This is a genomic window from Synechocystis sp. PCC 7509 (assembly GCF_000332075.2).
In the GTDB taxonomy this organism is placed as follows: Bacteria; Cyanobacteriota; Cyanobacteriia; order Cyanobacteriales; family Chroococcidiopsidaceae; genus Aliterella.
The window spans coordinates 2,236,263-2,253,291 of sequence record NZ_ALVU02000001.1 but is presented as its reverse complement, the minus strand read 5'-3'; the positions used below and the strand labels follow the sequence as shown (position 1 = coordinate 2,253,291).

The window sequence follows — 17,029 nt, the reverse complement described above, 5'->3', positions numbered from 1 at the left end:
CTACCCTAAAATTCATGTTTGAACTTACAACTTCTTTGCACGCACCTGTTAAAAACTTTCAAGTTGATAATTTAACAGTACGACTATGCGGCTCAACTACTTTAACGGATGATGCAGCAAAAATAGCCCAAAATTATTTATCATCTCTACTAAAAACCCAGAATCAAGCAAGGGTGATTTTAGCAACAGGTAACTCTCAACTAAAGTTTCTAGAGGCGCTAATTGCTTTGGGTGGTGTAGATTGGTCGCGGGTTGTATTTTTTCATCTTGATGAATATTTGGGAATTAGCCCCCAACATCCGGCTAGTTTTCGCTATTATTTACACAAAAACGTTGAAAAACGCATAAATGCGGTTGATTTTCATTATATAGAAGGCGATGCCGTAGAACCATTAGCAGAATGCGATCGCTATAGTCAATTATTACAAACCCAACCTATCGATCTATGTTTTCTAGGAATTGGTGAAAACGGACACTTAGCTTTTAACGAACCATCGGTAGCATCTTTCGACGAAACTAGGCAGATAAAATTAGTAAAGCTAGAACCAGCAACTCGGCAGCAACAAGTAGGCGAAGGACATTTTCTTAGCGTTGAAGACGTACCGCAATATGCTTTTACTCTCACAATTCGCCAGATTTGCCAGAGTAGAAAGATCCTCTGTCTCGCGCCAGAAAAGCGGAAAGCTATAGCCGTCAAGAATATGTTGCGACTTCCTATTTCTCCAACTTGTCCAGCTTCCATTTTACGCCAGCACAGTCAAGCAACATTATTTTTAGATTCAGATTCAGCAAGTTTACTTGGCAACTTATAGCAGTTTAATTTCCTACTTTTTGAGGAAGCCAAACCACCAAAACCTTAGTAAATTAACCGTTATTAGCTTTCAAGGTTTAGTATGGCTCAGATTTGGCTGTGGATTGGTGTAATTGGGATGGCGCTGGGATCGATCTTTTTTGGAATCGGCGCGCACAATGCCAAAAATGAGCGGTGGAAGATACTATTTACAATTAATTTCTTTATTTGTGCGATCGCCACTGGTTTATATTTATCAATGGCGTTAGGTCAAGGTAGAAGCGTTATTGCTGGTCGTCCTACGGTTTGGGTAAGATACATTACTTGGTTTTTGTCCACACCGCTATTAATTCTTGACTTAACTTTTTTGGGTAAAACTAGTTTACCAATTACCGCAAGTTTGCTCGGTGCTAACGCTTATATGATTGCTACAGGTTTTGTAGCGACTATTTCCGCCGATAGAACTATTGGGCATATTTGGTATGTTGTTAGCTGCTTTGCTTTTTTGGCTACGGTTTATTTATTAGTCAATCAATATCGCAAACAAGCGGAACGCAACTATCCCCAAGCTAAAAAAGTGTTTCGTAAATTGTTATCAGTGCATTTAGTATTGTGGACGCTTTACCCGATCGTTTGGCTGCTTGGTAATACTGGGTTTAACGCCGTTAATCAAGGTACAGAGACGATGTTTTATACCATACTAGATATAACTTCCAAAGTTGGCTTTGGGTTTTTATCATTAAACTCTATGCACACCTTAGAGAAAAACACAGAATCCGTATCTAGCTACGAATCGTCAACTATTTAAGTATCTTCTTCCCAAGTTTGCAATTGCAGGTATACGAGAATAAATGCGATCGCAAGTAACACTGTAGCTGCTGCTGCCGCATAACCAAAATCAAATTGCCCAAAAGCTTCCCCGTAAATATAGTACACCAGCAAGTTAGTAGTATTTAACGGGCCACCGCCAGTAATTACATATACTTGTTCAAAACTCCGTAACGTAAAAATTGCTGTAGTAATCGCCGCAAAAACAATTGTTGGGCGCAATCCAGGTATAGTAATATGCCGAAATTGCTGCCAACCATTTGCGCCATCTAGTTCCGCCGCTTCGTAACGACTAGGCGGAATTGCTTGCAACCCCGCCAAAAATACCACCATATTAAAACCTATTTGTTTCCAAATACTTAATAAAATCAATACAGGCATCGCCCAAACTGTACTACTCAGCCAAGAAATTGGCGTAAATCCAAATACATTTAATAGTCCATTAACCGCGCCTTCCGTTTGAAACAGCCAACGAAATCCCAAACCAGCCGCCACAAGAGAAGTTATTGAAGGCAAAAAATAGGCACTGCGTAATAGTCCGCGTAAGCTGATAGAACGATTTAATAGTACGGCTAATCCTAAAGGAATTATTAAACTAGGAATTACTGTCGCAATGGTGAAATAAGCAGTATTTCCTAAAACTTGCCAAAAATCGGGGGTAACTAGCAAACGCCAATAGTTTCTTAAACCTATCCATTTAATACCAGAAGATGTAAAACTACCCGCAGTAAAGCTAAGGTAAAACAAATAAGCGATCGGGTAAAGGAGAAATACACCCAAAAATATCAGTGCGGGAGTTAAAAAAATCCAGGCGGTAACTTCCTCATTATCCCACCTCGTCCTACTATATAGTTTTGCCATTTATCAACTTTTTCCTGTATGACGCTGCCTTTAGCCATTGATGAATCTGCTTATAGTTTAGTTTCTCCAAGTAGTTCCTCTATCCCAAACCCAGAAACACCTTTAAAACTAGGAGTTTTAGCTTCTGGTAGTGGTAGTAACTTTGAAGCTGTAGCAGCAGCTATCAAAAATGGGCAGTTAAACGCTCAAATTCAAGTATTAATTTACAACAATCCCAGTGCAAAAGTCGTAGAACGGGCAGCTAAGTGGAATGTACCAGCCGTTTTGTTAAATCACCGCGATTTTAGTAATCGGGAAGAATTAGATTTGCAAATTATTCAATGTTTGCAGCATTATAGTGTTGATTGGGTAATTATGGCGGGTTGGATGCGAATAGTTACACCAGTTTTAATTAATGCTTTTCTTGGAAAAATTATCAATATCCACCCCAGTTTATTACCTAGTTTTAAAGGCGTGAAAGCTGTAGAACAAGCAATAGACGCGGGAGTTAAGATAACTGGTTGTACGGTGCATTTAGTAAGCCCAGAAGTAGATAGCGGGACTATTTTATGTCAAGCTGCCGTGCCTATATTACCCTACGATACCGCCGAAACTTTACACGATCGCATTCAAATTCAAGAACATCGTATACTACCACCGGCGATCGCACTGGCGGCTAATTTAAACTTAAAATAGAAGGGACAAGGAATTGAGGATTATCCAATGGTAAAATTTGACTCCAAGCTCAACTTACCAAGTAGTGAGGAATTGCCTTGTTCGGACGATGCGCCAGTGGATAACGAAAATCAAAACTTTATTCCCAATTTTCTGTTATTTTTATTAGAGTTTATCTGGTCAGAGCGCACCGATTGGTTTTTCGCCGTTGATATGGGTGTTTATCACACCACTGGCGCTAATCCTCTTATTCCTGTAATTCCCGATGGTTTTTTGAGCTTAGGAGTTAATCGCCGCAAGTCGGGAAATGCATCACGCAATAGCTATGTAATGTGGGAAGAAGATTACATTCCCCCAATTTTGTTTTAGAAACGGTATCACAAACCCCAGAGGGCGAATATAGCTCAAAAATGGCCATCTATGCCAACTTGGGAGTTTTGTACTATAGACCTCTTGCAAAAATAAGCTTTAAGATTGATTTTCATTTAATTTAAGCTCGTAATTATAAATAGAAGCTATTAAATTAAACCTTAATCCAAATCTTTTTCTTCTATTTCTATATCGCCCTTGTAAAATTTTAAATCTTTTTAAATGGGCAAAAATATTCTCAATAATTATTCTCTTTTTAGCTAACTTTCTATTCTCTTTTATCTCTGCTACAGAAAGCTTACTTTTTTTTGGTTTCTTTTTAGGTGTTTGACTGAAATGATGATGCTTCTTAATTCCTTGGTATCCCTTATCTGCTAAACATCTAACCTTTTTTCTAATTCTTATTTTACTTCTTTTATATAACTTGAAATCCTGCTCTCTCCCTTTGCCATAAGCGGTACATAGTATTTGCCCATTCTTTTGGTCAATAATCACTTGGGCTTTCAACGTATGTCTTTTTTTCTTGCCGCTATAATAGGTTTTTTGTTTTTTTAGGTCTTTCTATGGGAGTTTCGCTTACATCTATTACTACGGTTTCTAGCGGACAATCATCGGCGATTAATCTTTTTTTTCCTGGTAGTCTTAGTTGAGGAGCTTTGATTAAAATGTTTTCAATTTTCTGAATAATTCGGTAGGCTGTGGACTCATTTACTCCCCAAGTAGCACCTAAATGAAAAAAAGTTCTATACTCTCGTAAATATTCTAAGAGCATTAAAATTTGGTCTTCGATCCTTAATTTTGGTGGTCTGCCAGGTTTCTTTCGTGATTTTTCCGCTTGCTTGACTATTTCTACCCTTTGATTAAAGATGTCTAAATGCACTCCAGTCAAGCGTTTAAAATCTTCCGCTTTTAGATTCTTTACCTTTTTATAAGTCACTTTTACTTCTAATGGGCTACTTATCTGCTATTCTATCACCGACTTTTGCAAGAGGTCTATTCATCGCCGTCGTATAGGTAGAGGTGGTTCAGCGCCTACATTGTATTCCAGGACTAACACCAACGCTGCATCTGTAGTTATATTTAGGCTACTCTCAGCCGCTCAATATCCCTGATGGGTGGTGCGCCAAACATCCGAGCATATTCCCGGCTGAACTGCGAAGCGCTCTCATACCCCACCTGATAAGCAGCCTGGGTTGCATCAATGTCTTCAATAAGCATCATCTGACGAGCGCTCAAGAGTTTCAATTGTTTTTGATATTGCAACGGACTCATCGAAGTGACTGCTTTAAAGTGGCGGTGTAAGGACGAAGCAGACATATTTGCTTGTTCAGCTAAATCCTCGACCCGCAGAGGTTTGGTAAAATCCGCTTGGAGTCGTTTAATCACTTCAGCAATGCGCTGCATATTACTACCAGCAGTGGCAATCTGACGAACCGCTTCCCCTTGTTCGCCGATGAGTAGATGATAATAGATTTCGCGGACGATCATCGGTGCAAGAAACGGGATATTCTGCGGTGTATCTAACAGCTTTGTGAGTCGAATAGCGCAATCAATTAAGGATGAGTCTGCATTGCTGACAAACAAGCCTCTAACTGATTCTTTCTTGCCGATGTCTATTTTTATTTGAGCAATGATCTCACAGAGTTGAACGGGGTCTAAACTCAGCTTAAAGCCTAAAAATGGTTGATCGGTGGTCGCTTCTACCACGCATCCCCTCACTGGCAAATCCACGGACAAAACTAGATACTGAGCGACACCGTACTGATAGGTTTCTTCGTTCAGCAGCACTTCTTTTTTGCCCTGAACTACGATCGCCAGCAGTGGTTCGCTAACTCCCTGTATAGCGGTAGCAGGGTCGCTCTCTCGCATAAACTCTAAGGGGTCGAACGCCGTTGAATAAAAACCGTTTCCCTGACCAGATGCGTGTCTATCGACTAATGCCGCTAATTCTCTACAGTTAGCGATCGCACTTTGGCGATCCTGTGTCTGAATCATGCTGTCTTCACCTAAACGCTGCTTTTGTGTTCATTATAGGAAAGATTATCTGACTTGAGAGGATTAGGCAATCATCTGCTAGGTTTGTGTATTCCTGTCAAAGCTTTTCAAGCCTAGGATAAAACCATGCAGTAAGCAAAGACTAACAACCGAATGTGTTAAATCTTTGGGCTGGTAAAAGTTTTCAACGCACATTCATTAAATCGCTAATCTCAACAATGAGGAGAATAACTATGACAAATAGCATGAAGATCGCATTAGTCACAGGATCGAGCCGAGGGTTGGGCAAAAATACTGCTTTAGCACTTGCTAAAAAAGGAGTTGCCATCATTGTCACTTACAATAGAAGTCTCAACGAAGCAAAGAACGTCGTCTCTACCATTGAAGAGATGGGTGGTCAAGCCGTTGCAATACAGCTAGACAGTTCAGACACTAAAACCTTTGATGGTTTTGTAGAGAAACTCAAGCAGTCACTCCAAGATAAGTGGCAGAGCGAGCAGTTTGATTTTCTGGTGAATAATGCAGGTATTGGTGTTTATGCACCGTTTGCAGAGACAACCGAGGAAGACTTCGATCGATTGATGAATATTCAGGTTAAGGGTGTGTTTTTCCTCACGCAGAAACTTCTGCCGTTGATCGCAGACGGGGGAAGGATTGTTAATCTCTCTTCAGGTCTTGCCCGTTTTACTCTACCTGGGTATTCCGCCTATGCAAGTATGAAGGGGGCGATTGAGGTGTTGACTCGATATCTGGCAAAAGAACTAGGATCGAGACAAATTACCGTAAACGTTGTTGCTCCTGGCGCGATTGAAACGGATTTCGCAGGCGGCTCAGTCCGCGACAATCCAGAGATTAATAAATTCATCGCCTCACAAACTGCTTTAGGTCGAGTGGGTGTTCCCGATGACATTGGGGGCGCGATCGCATCATTACTTTCTGAAGACAACAGATGGGTGAACGCTCAGAGAATCGAAGTCTCTGGCGGTCAATCTATTTAATTCAAATCAATCATTATGCTAAACGTAGAAAACAAAGCTGCGATCGTCACTAGAGCCAATAGCAGCAGTGAATCTATTAGTTACCAGCGCGGGCAAGCTAGGTACTGGAAAGAACTGATAAATAAAGCGATCGCGTTTTTATCTTGTATTGCGATCGCCTTACCTGTTGCTGCCACTGCCCAAACTCCACCAGAAAACCAGAGTCGCCGCAAGCAAGGCAATCAAGTCATCAATAAGTTGTCAGGCGGTGCTGGACAGCCTGTCCTTGAAGGCTTACGTCAAGATTTCCCCTTTTTAGCAGATGCAATTGTAGATTACTCTCTTGGTGAAGTTTGGTCGCGGAGCGAGCTTGACGATCGCACTCGTCAGCTTGCTGCTGTCGCCGCTTTTGCTGCCCAAGGCAATCTGCCGCAACTGAAAATTCATGCAGGCTATGCCCTCCGGCTAGGCGTGACTCAGAATGAACTTAAAGAAATTGTTTACTTGACGACAGTAACGGCGGGATTTCCGCGCTCTATTGATGCTGCACAAGCATTACGGGAAGTCTTCGCTGCTCAATCTAGTAGTCCTAGCACTACCAAATAATCTAGCCTCACGAACATAAAAGAAATTGGAGATACTTTAATGACTTCTGATAACACTCAGAAAGTTGTAGTGATTACAGGTGCGAGTAGCGGCATCGGTGAAGCTACAGCCCGGTTACTGGCAAAGAACGGCGCAAAAGTAGTTTTAGGAGCGCGGCGCACCGATAGATTAGAAGCGATCGCCAAAGACATTCATGCTGACGGCGGAATAGCTGAATATCAAACTCTCGATGTGACTCAACGAAGTCAAATGGAACAAATCGCCCAATTTACTCTAAGTAAATTTGGTCGCGTGGATGTGTTAATTAACAATGCTGGAGTCATGCCCTTATCAACCCTTGACCGATTGAAAGTTGAGGAATGGGATCGCATGATCGATGTCAATATCAAAGGTGTTTTGTACGGCATCGCGGCGGTACTTCCGATCATGAAAGCCCAAAAATCCGGTCAAATTATTAATCTTTCCTCCATTGGCGGTCATGCTGTATATCCAACGGCGGCGGTTTACTGCGCTACTAAGTTCGCCGTTGGCGCGATATCTGAAGGATTGAGGCAAGAAGTCGGCGGCGATATTCGGGTAACGGTGATTTCTCCTGGTACAACACAATCAGAGTTAGCCGATAGCATCAGTGATGAAACTGCCAAAAAAGGAATGGAAGAATTTAGACAAATATATATTCCGGCTAATGCGATCGCTCGGTCAATTTTATTTGCGATTTCCCAACCTGATGATGTGGATATCAGCGAAATTATAGTTAGACCAACAGCAAGTCCTTATTAAGTAGTTACGTGCAGATTGCTAAAGAGAATTTGCTTTTAAACGATTGAAAACTGTAAGGAGAGATCCAAGTGAACTACGACGACATCAAAGACAAAACTATTCTGGTTACAGGCGCAAATCGCGGCATTGGCAAAGCGATAGTTGAGTCCTTTATTAAACACGGAGCCGCCAAAGTCTATGGGGCTGTTCGCAATCTAGACAGTATTTCCTCATTAGTTGAACAATACGGCGATCGGGTAGTGCCGATTCAAGTTGATCTAAGCGATCCTCAATCTATTATTGCTGCCGCTCAAACTGCCAAAGATGTGCAAGTGGTGGTTAATAACGCGGGAGTCTTTCAAGCTGGATCTCTCATGGGCGACGATGCGATCGCTACTCTCAAATTTCAGATGAACATCAACGTCTACGGACTGATTTACATGGCTCAGGCGTTTGCCCCAGTTCTCAAAGCTAATGGAGGTGGTGTCTTTGCTCAGATCAATTCTGTTGCTTCGCTGAAAAGTTACTCCAACTCTGTCACTTACTGCGCCTCAAAAGCTGCTGCCTATTCGATTACCCAGGCACTAAGAGAACTACTGAACGAGCAAGGTACGGTTGTGTTAAGCGTTCATCCTGGGCCGATTGCTACAGATATGGGCGATGCGGCAGGGCTGACGGAGATTGCGGAGCCACCCTTGCTTGTGGCAGAAGGGATAATAGAAGCCCTGAAAACTGGGGATTTTCATGTCTTTCCTGATTCGATGGCTAAACAAATAGGCAGTGCTTACAAGAGCTTTGCGGAAAATGTTGTTGAGGTTTCATCAAGTTAACTCCTGCAACGACTGCCAAAAACAGTAAACCTTACCGAAACACCTACTTCTGCTATCTCCAAATAAAGGAGGGCAAAGCGATCGCCCTCCTAAATACGCGCAAGTTGGATTGCTATCGGTTGAACTGGAAGTATTACCAGAGAAATCACTTGGTTAGAACATCCACCTAAACATCGGAAAAAAGATGAAAGCAATTGTCATTAACACCTACGGCAATGAGGACGTTTTGAATTACGTCGATGTCGAACGTCCAGAGCCGAAAGCAGACGAAGTTCTGGTAAAAGTTCACGTCGTGGCAGTCAACCCCTCGGACTGGAAAATCCGCGATGGGATGGGCGAAAACTTCGGACTCAAACTTCCGCTCATTCTTGGCGGCGACATCGCCGGAACTATTGAAGAGGTTGGCGTTGAGGTTACAAATTTCCAGCAGGGCGATGCGGTTTATGGGATGACCGTGTCCGGGGGATTCTCTGGTGGTTATGCCGAATATGCGATCGCCAAAGCAGATGCGATCGCGCTCAAACCAGAAAGCCTAAATTTTGAAGAGGCGGCAGCGATCCCCATCGGCACATTGACTGCGTGGCAAGCGATGTTCGATTTAGCAAATCTGAGTAGCGGACAAAAAATCTTGATCACCGGAGCGTCGGGCGGAGTAGGCTCGATGGCTGTTCAATTGGCTAAAGCAAAAGGCGCGATCGTTATCGGCACGGCTTCGGGAAAAAATGAACAGTACGTCCGCGATTTGGGCGCGGATGAATTCGTTGATTACACACGTCAACCGTTTGAAGAAGTCGTCAAAGACGTTGATGTAGTTTTTGATACAGTCGGCGGCGACACCCAGGAGAGAGCCTTTCAAACTCTGAAAAAGGGCGGCTTTCTGGTTACGTCGGCGGGGACTCCGTCCGCAGAAAAAGCACGCGAATCGGGCGTAGAAGCTGCCTTTGTCTTTTGTAAGCCGAACGCGGGGCAACTAGCCGAAATTAACCGTTTGATTGAAGAAGGCAAATTGAAAATACACATCGAAACGGTTCTACCGCTTACAGAAGTGAAAAAGGCGCATCAACTTTCTCAAAGCGGGCGATCGCGCGGCAAAATTGTTTTGCAAGTCGGGACATAGCTTTGAACCAACAGATGTCTGTCTGATGCCACGATGATTCTTTGAAACCACTAAACAACTAAAAATAAACAGCTATGAAAATACTTGAGAATAAAGTTGCCTTGGTTACAGGCGGGACTTCAGGAATTGGCAAAGCAACCGCTCTTGCCTTCGGCAAAGCTGGAGCAAAAGTTGTTTTCTCCGGCAGACGCGAAAAGGAAGGTGAAGACACCGCAAATTTGATTCGTCAATCGGGTGCTGAGTGCTTATTTGTGCGCTCTGATGTATCGAGTGAAGCAGAGGTCAAAGCACTGATTCAGAAAACTGTTGAATATTACGGTCGCTTAGATTGTGCGTTCAACAACGCCGGAATTGACCCCCCCACAAAGCCGCTCCATGAGCAATCGGTTGAAGACTTCGACAAACTGATAGCGATTAATGTCAGGGGACTGTTTCTGTGCATGAAACACGAAATTCAGCAGATGCTCACTCAAGGAGCAGGAGTAATTGTCAACAATTCTTCAATGGGCGGACTGATTGCCTTTCCTGGGGTAAGTCCCTATATCGCTAGTAAACATGCCGTAATGGGATTGACTCGTTCTGCTGCCCTTGACTATGCCAAGCAAGGCATTCGGATTAATGCGGTGAATCCTGGACTGATTGCGACAGACATGATAGATCGCCTTTCTAAGGGTAATCCAGAGCAGATGGCACCGATTGTCCCAATGGGGCGGCTGGGTCAAGCTGAAGAAATCGCGGCAACTGTTGTGTTTTTATGTTCTGATGCTGCCAGCTACATTACAGGTCAGCCTATCGTGATTGATGGCGGATACACAGCAACCTGAAAGAGCAGATATTTCGCTTGACTAATGCTGACGGCGATCGCGCGTGAAGACGTAGAAGCAATATGCAAGCAAAACTAAAGAAAGGAGAGCTACCACGATCTTTGTAACAGCAGCCACCAGACGGTTAAATACAACAGTATTTCAAAATCTACTTGTATCAGTAGATTAATTAATAACTACAAGGAAACAAATCATGAAAAAAGCACTAATAACAGGGTCCAACAAAAGTATTGGTTTTGAAACCGCCCGCCAACTGTTGCAGAAGGGATACTACATTTACTTAGGCAGCCGTAATTTGGAGAATGGATTGGAAGCTGTCGAAAAGCTTAAAGCCGAAGGATTAACCAATCTGGAAGCCATCCAAATAGATGTCAGCGATGATGAATCGGTAAAGGCAGCCCGTGACGAAATAGGCAAAAAAACCGAAGTGTTGGATGTGCTGATCAATAACGCCGGGATTAGCGGTGGTTTGCCGCAATCAGCAACTGATGCCAGTATAGACGCATTTAAAAAGGTATTTGATACTAATGTGTTTGGCGTAGTTAGAGTCACCCAAGCTTTTATGGATTTGCTGCAAAAGTCCGCCCAACCCCGCATCGTAAATGTAAGTTCGAGTCAGGGTTCGCTTACCTTAAGCGACGATCCAACCAATTCGTATTACAACCATAAAGCAGCCGTGTACCAATCCTCAAAAGCTGCCCTCAATATGTATACCATTAACCTGGCTTACGAATTACGTGATACACCAGTTAAAGTAAATGCTGTCGACCCCGGCTTTGTTGCCACCGATTTTAATAATCACCGAGGAACCGGAACCGTCGAGGAGGCTGGTGCGCGTATAGCCAAATACGCCATTATTGACAGCAACAGTCCAACAGGAAGGTTTTTTAGTGAAGAATACAATCCAGAAACGGGAGAAATTCCTTGGTAGTTTCAGTTAGTTAATAACCTGATGGCGATCGCGTAGCGTCTCGTAGAGAAGAACGAACCATTGGCATCCCCTCACCATAAGGAATTAATAAAAGGAGAAGATACATGAGTAGTTTTCTAACCAAAATTAAGCCGCCCGTTCTGTTTTACCCCAATTTTCTCAACTCCGTAGATAACCTCGATTGGTTTCAAAAGTCACAGAAACTAGAATGGACGCGGGGTGAAATAAGTATGTATGGAAAATTAATTCCTGTACCGCGTGAGGAGTCCTTATTTGGCGACGACCTGCACTACGCATATCGTGGCAGCCAAATAAAAGCCGCTCCCTGGCCGGACTTCTTGCTAGAGGCGCGCGACCGCATTCACGCTTTAAGCGGATATAAGTTTAATTTTGCCGTCGGTAATCGTTACCTCACAGGCAAAGACTCGATTGGCTGGCACTCCGATGATTTTCCTCAAATCGGTAAAAGACCTGCGATCGCATCAATAAGCTTGGGTAGCACTCGCAAATTTAAGCTGCGGCACAAGGAGAGCGGTCAAGCCGTTGACTACCAACTAGAGAGCGGGTCTTTGTTAATCATGCTCCCTGGCTGTCAAGAAGACTGGGTTCACGCAGTGCCAAAAACTGCTCGTCCAGTTGGCGATCGCATTAACTGGACATTTAGACCCCATGTAGATGCGACTGGTAATAGCAATCTAAACTGACATCTTCCCCACTCTTTTTAGGGAAAAAGCCATGTATGGCAGGTCATCGGCAACGAGATCCTGCTCACTTTCACTCAAGCAAATCACATGAAAGGAAAAATTTATGAAACTTGTAGTCACAGGTTCATTAGGAAACATCAGTAAGCCACTGACAACGGAATTAGTGCAAAAAGGTCATACGGTTACGGTGATTAGCAGCAATCTTGAAAAGCAAAAAGATATTGAAGCAATGGGTGCGATCGCCGCGATTGGTACATTGGAAGACGTTGATTTCCTAGTTTCCACTTTTACAGGTACAGATGCCGTGTATTGTATGGTGCCGCCAAACAACTACTTCGATCTTAGCCTCGACCTAATTGCGTACTATCGCAGAATCGGCAATAACTATGCCCAAGCCATTCAACAGTCGGGCGTAAAGCGTGTAGTCAACCTAAGTACCATTGGCGCTCATCTAGAGAAAGGTTCAGGAATTCTATTTGGCGCTCACAATGTAGAGAAGATTCTTAATGAACTACCACCAGATGTAGCCCTTACCCATATTCGCCCAACTTCTTTCTACTACAATCTATATGCTTATGTAGATATGGTTAAAAATCAAGGATTTATTGCCGCAAACTATGGTGCAGACAAAATCATCCCTTGGGTTTCTCCCATAGATATTGCTGCTGCAATTGCTGAAGAAATTGTTACACCGTTTGTAGGTAGAAAAGTGCGGTATGTAGCAAGTGAAGAACTTACAGGTAACGAAACGGCAAGCATTTTAGGTGCAGCTATGGGAAACCCCGATCTAAAGTGGAAAATTATTCCCAACGAACAAATGCTAAGTGGTTTAGAAGGCGCTGGGATGAATCCACAAATTGCTGCTGGTTTAGTTGAAATGTATGCCAGTCTTTATAGCGGTTTACTAGCAGAGGATTATTATCGCCATAAACCAATTATGGGAAGAGTTAAGCTGACGGATTTTGCTAAAGAGTTTGCCGCCGCTTTTGCTTCTGCTACTAATATAGAACCTATTTGAGATATCTCGATACTATGGGCGATTATCCAAAGGACAGGTTGTGCCTACGGCAGGCTTACGCCAACGCCAAATTGAATTAGTTGCAAGGATACACAGCAAAAATCACTGAATATCTTTCTGTCTAACGAGCCAAGCTCAACCGCCGCCGGAGCGAAACCAAGCACGGAGTTCAGCAGAGACGCTGTACGCCCTGGCGGTCGGCTACAGCGCTTGGTTAGTCACCGGGGTTGGACGATGGAAGTGAACAAACTTCCATGGCTTGAATCAAGCCATGCTCAATGGTGAAACGGTGTCCAACGTGTTCATCGGCAAGCACGCCGCCGGACAGATCGCGCACGACCTGATGCACCTCGACCAATATCTGCCCAGCATCCTCTGGGTGAAAGGCAACTGGCTCGACGCGTCCATCGATCTCGCTCCACTGCTCCGTCCAGTAAGCGCGGACTTCTTCAGTCCCACGGACAAAACCGCCTTTGAACGCCCTCGGCCAAGCTACGTCGGGAGTCATGAGGGCGAGAGCGGTATCAATGTCGCGCGCGTTGAAAGCCGCGTACGCTGCGCGCAGCAACTCGATTTCTGATGCGGGTTGATTTGGCATAAGAGGTAGGTGAAAGAGATGAGATGAAGCCTAATTATTTATTGTACGGAAAGTTTCCGTCTATTCCCTGAAAATTGGGGTGATATCCGCCAAAAATATCGGCATAAAGTAAAGCCCGATCAATCGTCGAGATTTTCTAAGTATCATCATAAATTAGGTGATGCATCAAATTAATGTGGGATAGGTAGCAATATCATGCCAACTCCACGCTCTCGTTGCTAATCCGGCTCGTTGTGCAGCAGTTGTTTTGAATCGGCTATGCTGCCAAATCCAGTTGAAGTAACTCACCACTAATCGAGTTGTCACTTTTGTCTGTTCCCACACCTTACCAAACTTGTTCTGTCGTCGATGCCATCTTCCGGTTTGTTGTCGCACAGTACCATTAGTACGTTCTAATCGCTGCGTTTTGTCTTTGCCAATGTAGTGGTGAATTTCAGGAGGTAGAACTCGCTCATACCCGCCCCAAGCATCACTGTTAAATTGCTTGCAATTTGTTTTTCCCTCGGTGTTGAGGACTAACTGACCAATCAGTTCATCAGTGTGTTTGCCAACTCGCGCCGCCAGAATTAAGCCACTTGAATCGGCAAGACTCAGACCGATCCAACAATCCCCGACTTCTAGTTCTTGAGCGCAACACTGTTTCTGTTTTTTGAGACAAATGACCACATCTCATCGGCACTTACCTCCTCTGTTTGTACAGCTTGGACTTCGGCATTGTGAACCAATTGGGCTTTTTGACTGGCAGCGCGAACAATACTCACAACTGTGTTGTAGGCAAGCCCAGTTGTTCTACTAATCCCTCGTAAACTACTGCCCTCACTATGTGCTTGCAACACTTGGCGAATTTGTTCAGGACTAATATGTCGACGATAGTACAAACTGTCGAAGGATTCCGAGAACGTTTGATGGCAAGCGGGACACAGGTAACGTTGATGTCCGTTCGGCATCTTGCCATGTTTATGGGCTTTAATGTGACCACACAGAGGACAATCCATAGAGATGCTTCGAGTTTAAAACCACCCTGTCACTATATCATCCCACATTGAATTGACGCACTACCATAAATTAGAACGATATTCAGAAGCTTTCTTGATATCACCCCACATCGGGATATTATTTGGAAATAAAATTGTAACGACAAAAGCCCTCGACAAGGGTTCAAGGATTTCCTACTCTTCGTCTGTTAGGCTACTAGAGTGACATCTCTCCGACCTGAAGGTGCGGAGCTTCCAAACCTCACGATTTAGATTTTTCTGGTTATTTCCATTACTGGTAAAAATCTCCGGCGCACAATGAAACAAACACAATGTGTCGCAAGTTCTCTTTCATCGCACTGCTTATCTTAATGGAATGCTATCTACAACTAACTATTTGCAAAACTGAGATTCTCCCTGAATATCTCTAGTGCTTCTGATTTGACATCTGCCCAAATAAGGATACTTAAAAATTTAGGTACTATGTAATACGATCGCAATTAATTCAGTAACCTCGTCCTGAATAGGTAAAAATAATTGTAGTTAGTTTACGATCGCGCTAATAACGGTGCAGCACTTAATAACGTTTGCGTATAAGGATGCTGGGGATTATTAAAAATATCTCCGGTAGCACCAATTTCAACAATTTGTCCAGCTTGCATTACCGCAATGCGATCGCATAAAAATCGCGCTACAAAAAGATCGTGTGTAATAAATAAATACGTTAGTTCAAATTGCTGCTTCAATTCCAACATCAAATCTAATACTTGCGCCTGAATACTCGCGTCTAGCATACTTACAGGTTCGTCACATATTAGTAGTTTAGGATGAGTAATTACCGCTCGTGCGATCGCAACTCGCTGTTGTTGTCCTCCCGATAACTGCGATGGGTAACGTTCGTAATACTCCTGTGCTGGAACTAAACCCACTCTTTCCAACATCTTTAGCGCTTGCTGCTGTGCGGAAAAGTCTGGAGTTTCTAGCTTATGAATCAATACAGGATCGGCAATATTTTCGCCTACAGTCATCATCGGATTTAGACAAGCATGGGGATCTTGAAATACCATTTGCATTTGTCGCCGTTGCTGTAACAAGTTTTGCCGCGACAAGGTTGTAAGTTCGGTGTTTTGCAACTGTACTTTTCCCCCCGTAGGGCGAATTAGCTGCAATATGGTACGAGAAAGGGTGCTTTTGCCACAACCAGATTCCCCCACAAGTCCCAATATTTCCCCTTCATACAGTTCTAAATTGACGTTATCTACGGCTTTAATGGTCTGCTCTTGTACTTTTAACAAGCGCTCAATTATATTTGGCTCGATGGTGTAGTGTTGCTGTAAGTTAGAAATTTTTAGTAATGGCGATCGCTCTTGCTGATTTATTGGGGCTTTGACATCGTTCTCGTGCAAGCGTAACGCAGCTTTTAAAAGGCTTTTAGTATATTCATGCTGGGGCTGCTGCAAGACGCTTTTAGAGTCGTTTAACTCCACGAGCGATCCCTGGTACATTACGCCCATGCGATCGCAGTATTCCCCTACTAGCGCCAAATCGTGAGATATCAATAACAGCGCCATGTCTCGCTCTTGACACAATCTCGTTAATTCTTTAAGTATTTGCGCGGCGACAGTTACATCTAAACTTGTAGTGGGTTCGTCAGCAACAATTAGTTTGGGATTGAGTAATAATGCTAAAGCGATCGCTACTCTTTGTCTCATACCACCGCTAAACTCGTGAGGGTACTGATTCCAGCGACTAGAAGGTATACTTACAGCTTCTAAAGTAGAAATTGCTTTGTCTTTAGCTTGTTTGGCAGAAAGTTGGGGCAAGTGAGCTTGCAAAGTTTCGGTACAATGTTTGCCAATAGTCATCAACGGATCTAATCTTGTCATCGGGTCTTGAAATACTAGCGCCACAGCTTCGCCGCGAAACTTTCGTACTTCGGCGCTCGTCATTTCAAAAACTGACTTACCATCAAAACTTACACTACCTTCAATTTGCGATCCTGCTGGTAGCAAACGCATCACGGCTCTACCTAACGTTGATTTACCACAGCCCGATTCTCCTACTAAGCCTAAGCGATCGCCTGGTTGTAAAGTTAAAGATACATCGTTTATTGCCCAAGTAGTCTGTTGTTCTAGTTGTCGGCGTTGAGGATAGGCTACTTTAAGATTTTCTATACTGAGTAGGGATTTCATGT

Annotated in this window: 19 protein-coding genes; 13 read left to right on the top strand and 6 right to left on the bottom strand. The window is 43.5% G+C overall.

The genetic code is table 11. The features are described 5' to 3' along the window. Positions 1-14: 14 nt before the first annotated feature. Positions 15-812, top strand: coding sequence for a glucosamine-6-phosphate deaminase (locus tag SYN7509_RS0211375; protein ID WP_009632766.1), 798 nt, complete (start codon positions 15-17; stop codon positions 810-812). Positions 813-893: 81 nt separating this feature from the next. Then, complete coding sequence (locus tag SYN7509_RS0211370; RefSeq protein WP_009632765.1) at positions 894-1,598, top strand: bacteriorhodopsin; 705 nt, start codon at positions 894-896, stop codon at positions 1,596-1,598. On the opposite strand, the gene SYN7509_RS0211365 is transcribed toward SYN7509_RS0211370, so the two are convergent. Next, a complete protein-coding gene (locus tag SYN7509_RS0211365; RefSeq protein ID WP_009632764.1) occupies positions 1,595-2,479 on the bottom strand; it encodes a carbohydrate ABC transporter permease in 885 nt (294 codons plus the stop codon). The two genes, SYN7509_RS0211370 and SYN7509_RS0211365, sit on opposite strands and share 4 nt — an antisense overlap. 18 nt (positions 2,480-2,497) lie before the next feature. On the opposite strand from SYN7509_RS0211365, the gene purN reads away from it, so the two are divergent. Both purN and SYN7509_RS25750 read left to right on the top strand, forming a co-directional pair. Then, positions 2,498-3,154 carry a phosphoribosylglycinamide formyltransferase gene (gene purN / locus SYN7509_RS0211360; protein ID WP_009632763.1) on the top strand — a complete coding sequence of 219 codons (657 nt, stop codon included), beginning with the start codon at positions 2,498-2,500 and terminating at the stop codon, positions 3,152-3,154. 27 nt (positions 3,155-3,181) lie between these two features. After that, complete coding sequence (locus tag SYN7509_RS25750) at positions 3,182-3,502, top strand: Uma2 family endonuclease (protein ID WP_009632762.1); 321 nt, start codon at positions 3,182-3,184, stop codon at positions 3,500-3,502. 99 nt (positions 3,503-3,601) lie between these two features. Here SYN7509_RS25750 and SYN7509_RS28505 read toward each other — a convergent pair. Next, positions 3,602-4,439 (bottom strand): IS5 family transposase gene (locus SYN7509_RS28505; RefSeq protein ID WP_202807229.1). Its coding sequence is split into 2 segments (ribosomal slippage): positions 3,602-4,055 and positions 4,054-4,439, totalling 840 coding nucleotides; the frame shifts between segments, so codons are not numbered across the junction. 143 nt (positions 4,440-4,582) lie between these two features. Then, positions 4,583-5,497, bottom strand: coding sequence for an AraC family transcriptional regulator (locus tag SYN7509_RS0211340; protein ID WP_009629975.1), 915 nt, complete (start codon positions 5,495-5,497; stop codon positions 4,583-4,585). Between the two features lie 218 nt (positions 5,498-5,715). On the opposite strand from SYN7509_RS0211340, the gene SYN7509_RS0211335 reads away from it, so the two are divergent. The 9 genes from SYN7509_RS0211335 (at position 5,716) to SYN7509_RS0211295 (ending at position 13,263) form a co-directional block, all read left to right on the top strand. Then, on the top strand, positions 5,716-6,495 hold the full coding sequence (locus SYN7509_RS0211335) for an SDR family oxidoreductase (RefSeq protein ID WP_227501494.1): 780 nt from the start codon (positions 5,716-5,718) through the stop codon (positions 6,493-6,495). Between the two features lie 15 nt (positions 6,496-6,510). Further along, a complete protein-coding gene (locus SYN7509_RS0211330; protein ID WP_009629977.1) occupies positions 6,511-7,080 on the top strand; it encodes a carboxymuconolactone decarboxylase family protein in 570 nt (189 codons plus the stop codon). A gap of 39 nt (positions 7,081-7,119) precedes the next feature. After that, positions 7,120-7,860, top strand: coding sequence for an SDR family oxidoreductase (locus tag SYN7509_RS0211325; RefSeq protein ID WP_009629978.1), 741 nt, complete (start codon positions 7,120-7,122; stop codon positions 7,858-7,860). Between the two features lie 68 nt (positions 7,861-7,928). Further along, positions 7,929-8,669: an SDR family oxidoreductase gene (locus SYN7509_RS0211320; protein WP_009629979.1), complete on the top strand. Its 741-nt coding sequence runs from the start codon at positions 7,929-7,931 to the stop codon at positions 8,667-8,669. Between the two features lie 184 nt (positions 8,670-8,853). Further along, the gene (locus tag SYN7509_RS0211315; protein ID WP_028954250.1) at positions 8,854-9,786 is read left to right on the top strand and encodes an NADP-dependent oxidoreductase; all 933 of its coding nucleotides are present in this window, start codon (positions 8,854-8,856) and stop codon (positions 9,784-9,786) included. A 74-nt stretch (positions 9,787-9,860) separates the two neighbouring features. Then, positions 9,861-10,610, top strand: coding sequence for an SDR family oxidoreductase (locus SYN7509_RS0211310; protein ID WP_009629880.1), 750 nt, complete (start codon positions 9,861-9,863; stop codon positions 10,608-10,610). A 193-nt stretch (positions 10,611-10,803) separates the two neighbouring features. Next, positions 10,804-11,541, top strand: coding sequence for an SDR family oxidoreductase (locus SYN7509_RS0211305; RefSeq protein WP_009629879.1), 738 nt, complete (start codon positions 10,804-10,806; stop codon positions 11,539-11,541). A 104-nt stretch (positions 11,542-11,645) separates the two neighbouring features. Continuing rightward, positions 11,646-12,245 carry an alpha-ketoglutarate-dependent dioxygenase AlkB family protein gene (locus SYN7509_RS0211300; protein ID WP_028954249.1) on the top strand — a complete coding sequence of 200 codons (600 nt, stop codon included), beginning with the start codon at positions 11,646-11,648 and terminating at the stop codon, positions 12,243-12,245. Positions 12,246-12,348: 103 nt separating this feature from the next. Beyond that, positions 12,349-13,263, top strand: coding sequence for an NmrA family NAD(P)-binding protein (locus SYN7509_RS0211295; protein ID WP_009629883.1), 915 nt, complete (start codon positions 12,349-12,351; stop codon positions 13,261-13,263). 214 nt (positions 13,264-13,477) lie between these two features. Here the strand turns inward: SYN7509_RS0211295 and SYN7509_RS0211290 are convergent, their stop codons facing one another. The 3 genes from SYN7509_RS0211290 to SYN7509_RS0211280 form a co-directional block, all read right to left on the bottom strand. Then, positions 13,478-13,861, bottom strand: coding sequence for a nuclear transport factor 2 family protein (locus SYN7509_RS0211290; RefSeq protein WP_009629884.1), 384 nt, complete (start codon positions 13,859-13,861; stop codon positions 13,478-13,480). 165 nt (positions 13,862-14,026) lie between these two features. Then, positions 14,027-14,856 (bottom strand): IS1 family transposase gene (locus tag SYN7509_RS29200; RefSeq protein ID WP_148297933.1). Its coding sequence is split into 2 segments (ribosomal slippage): positions 14,027-14,512 and positions 14,515-14,856, totalling 828 coding nucleotides; the frame shifts between segments, so codons are not numbered across the junction. Between the two features lie 527 nt (positions 14,857-15,383). Beyond that, the gene (locus tag SYN7509_RS0211280; RefSeq protein WP_009630702.1) at positions 15,384-17,027 is read right to left on the bottom strand and encodes an ABC transporter ATP-binding protein; all 1,644 of its coding nucleotides are present in this window, start codon (positions 17,025-17,027) and stop codon (positions 15,384-15,386) included. Positions 17,028-17,029 lie beyond the last annotated feature (2 nt).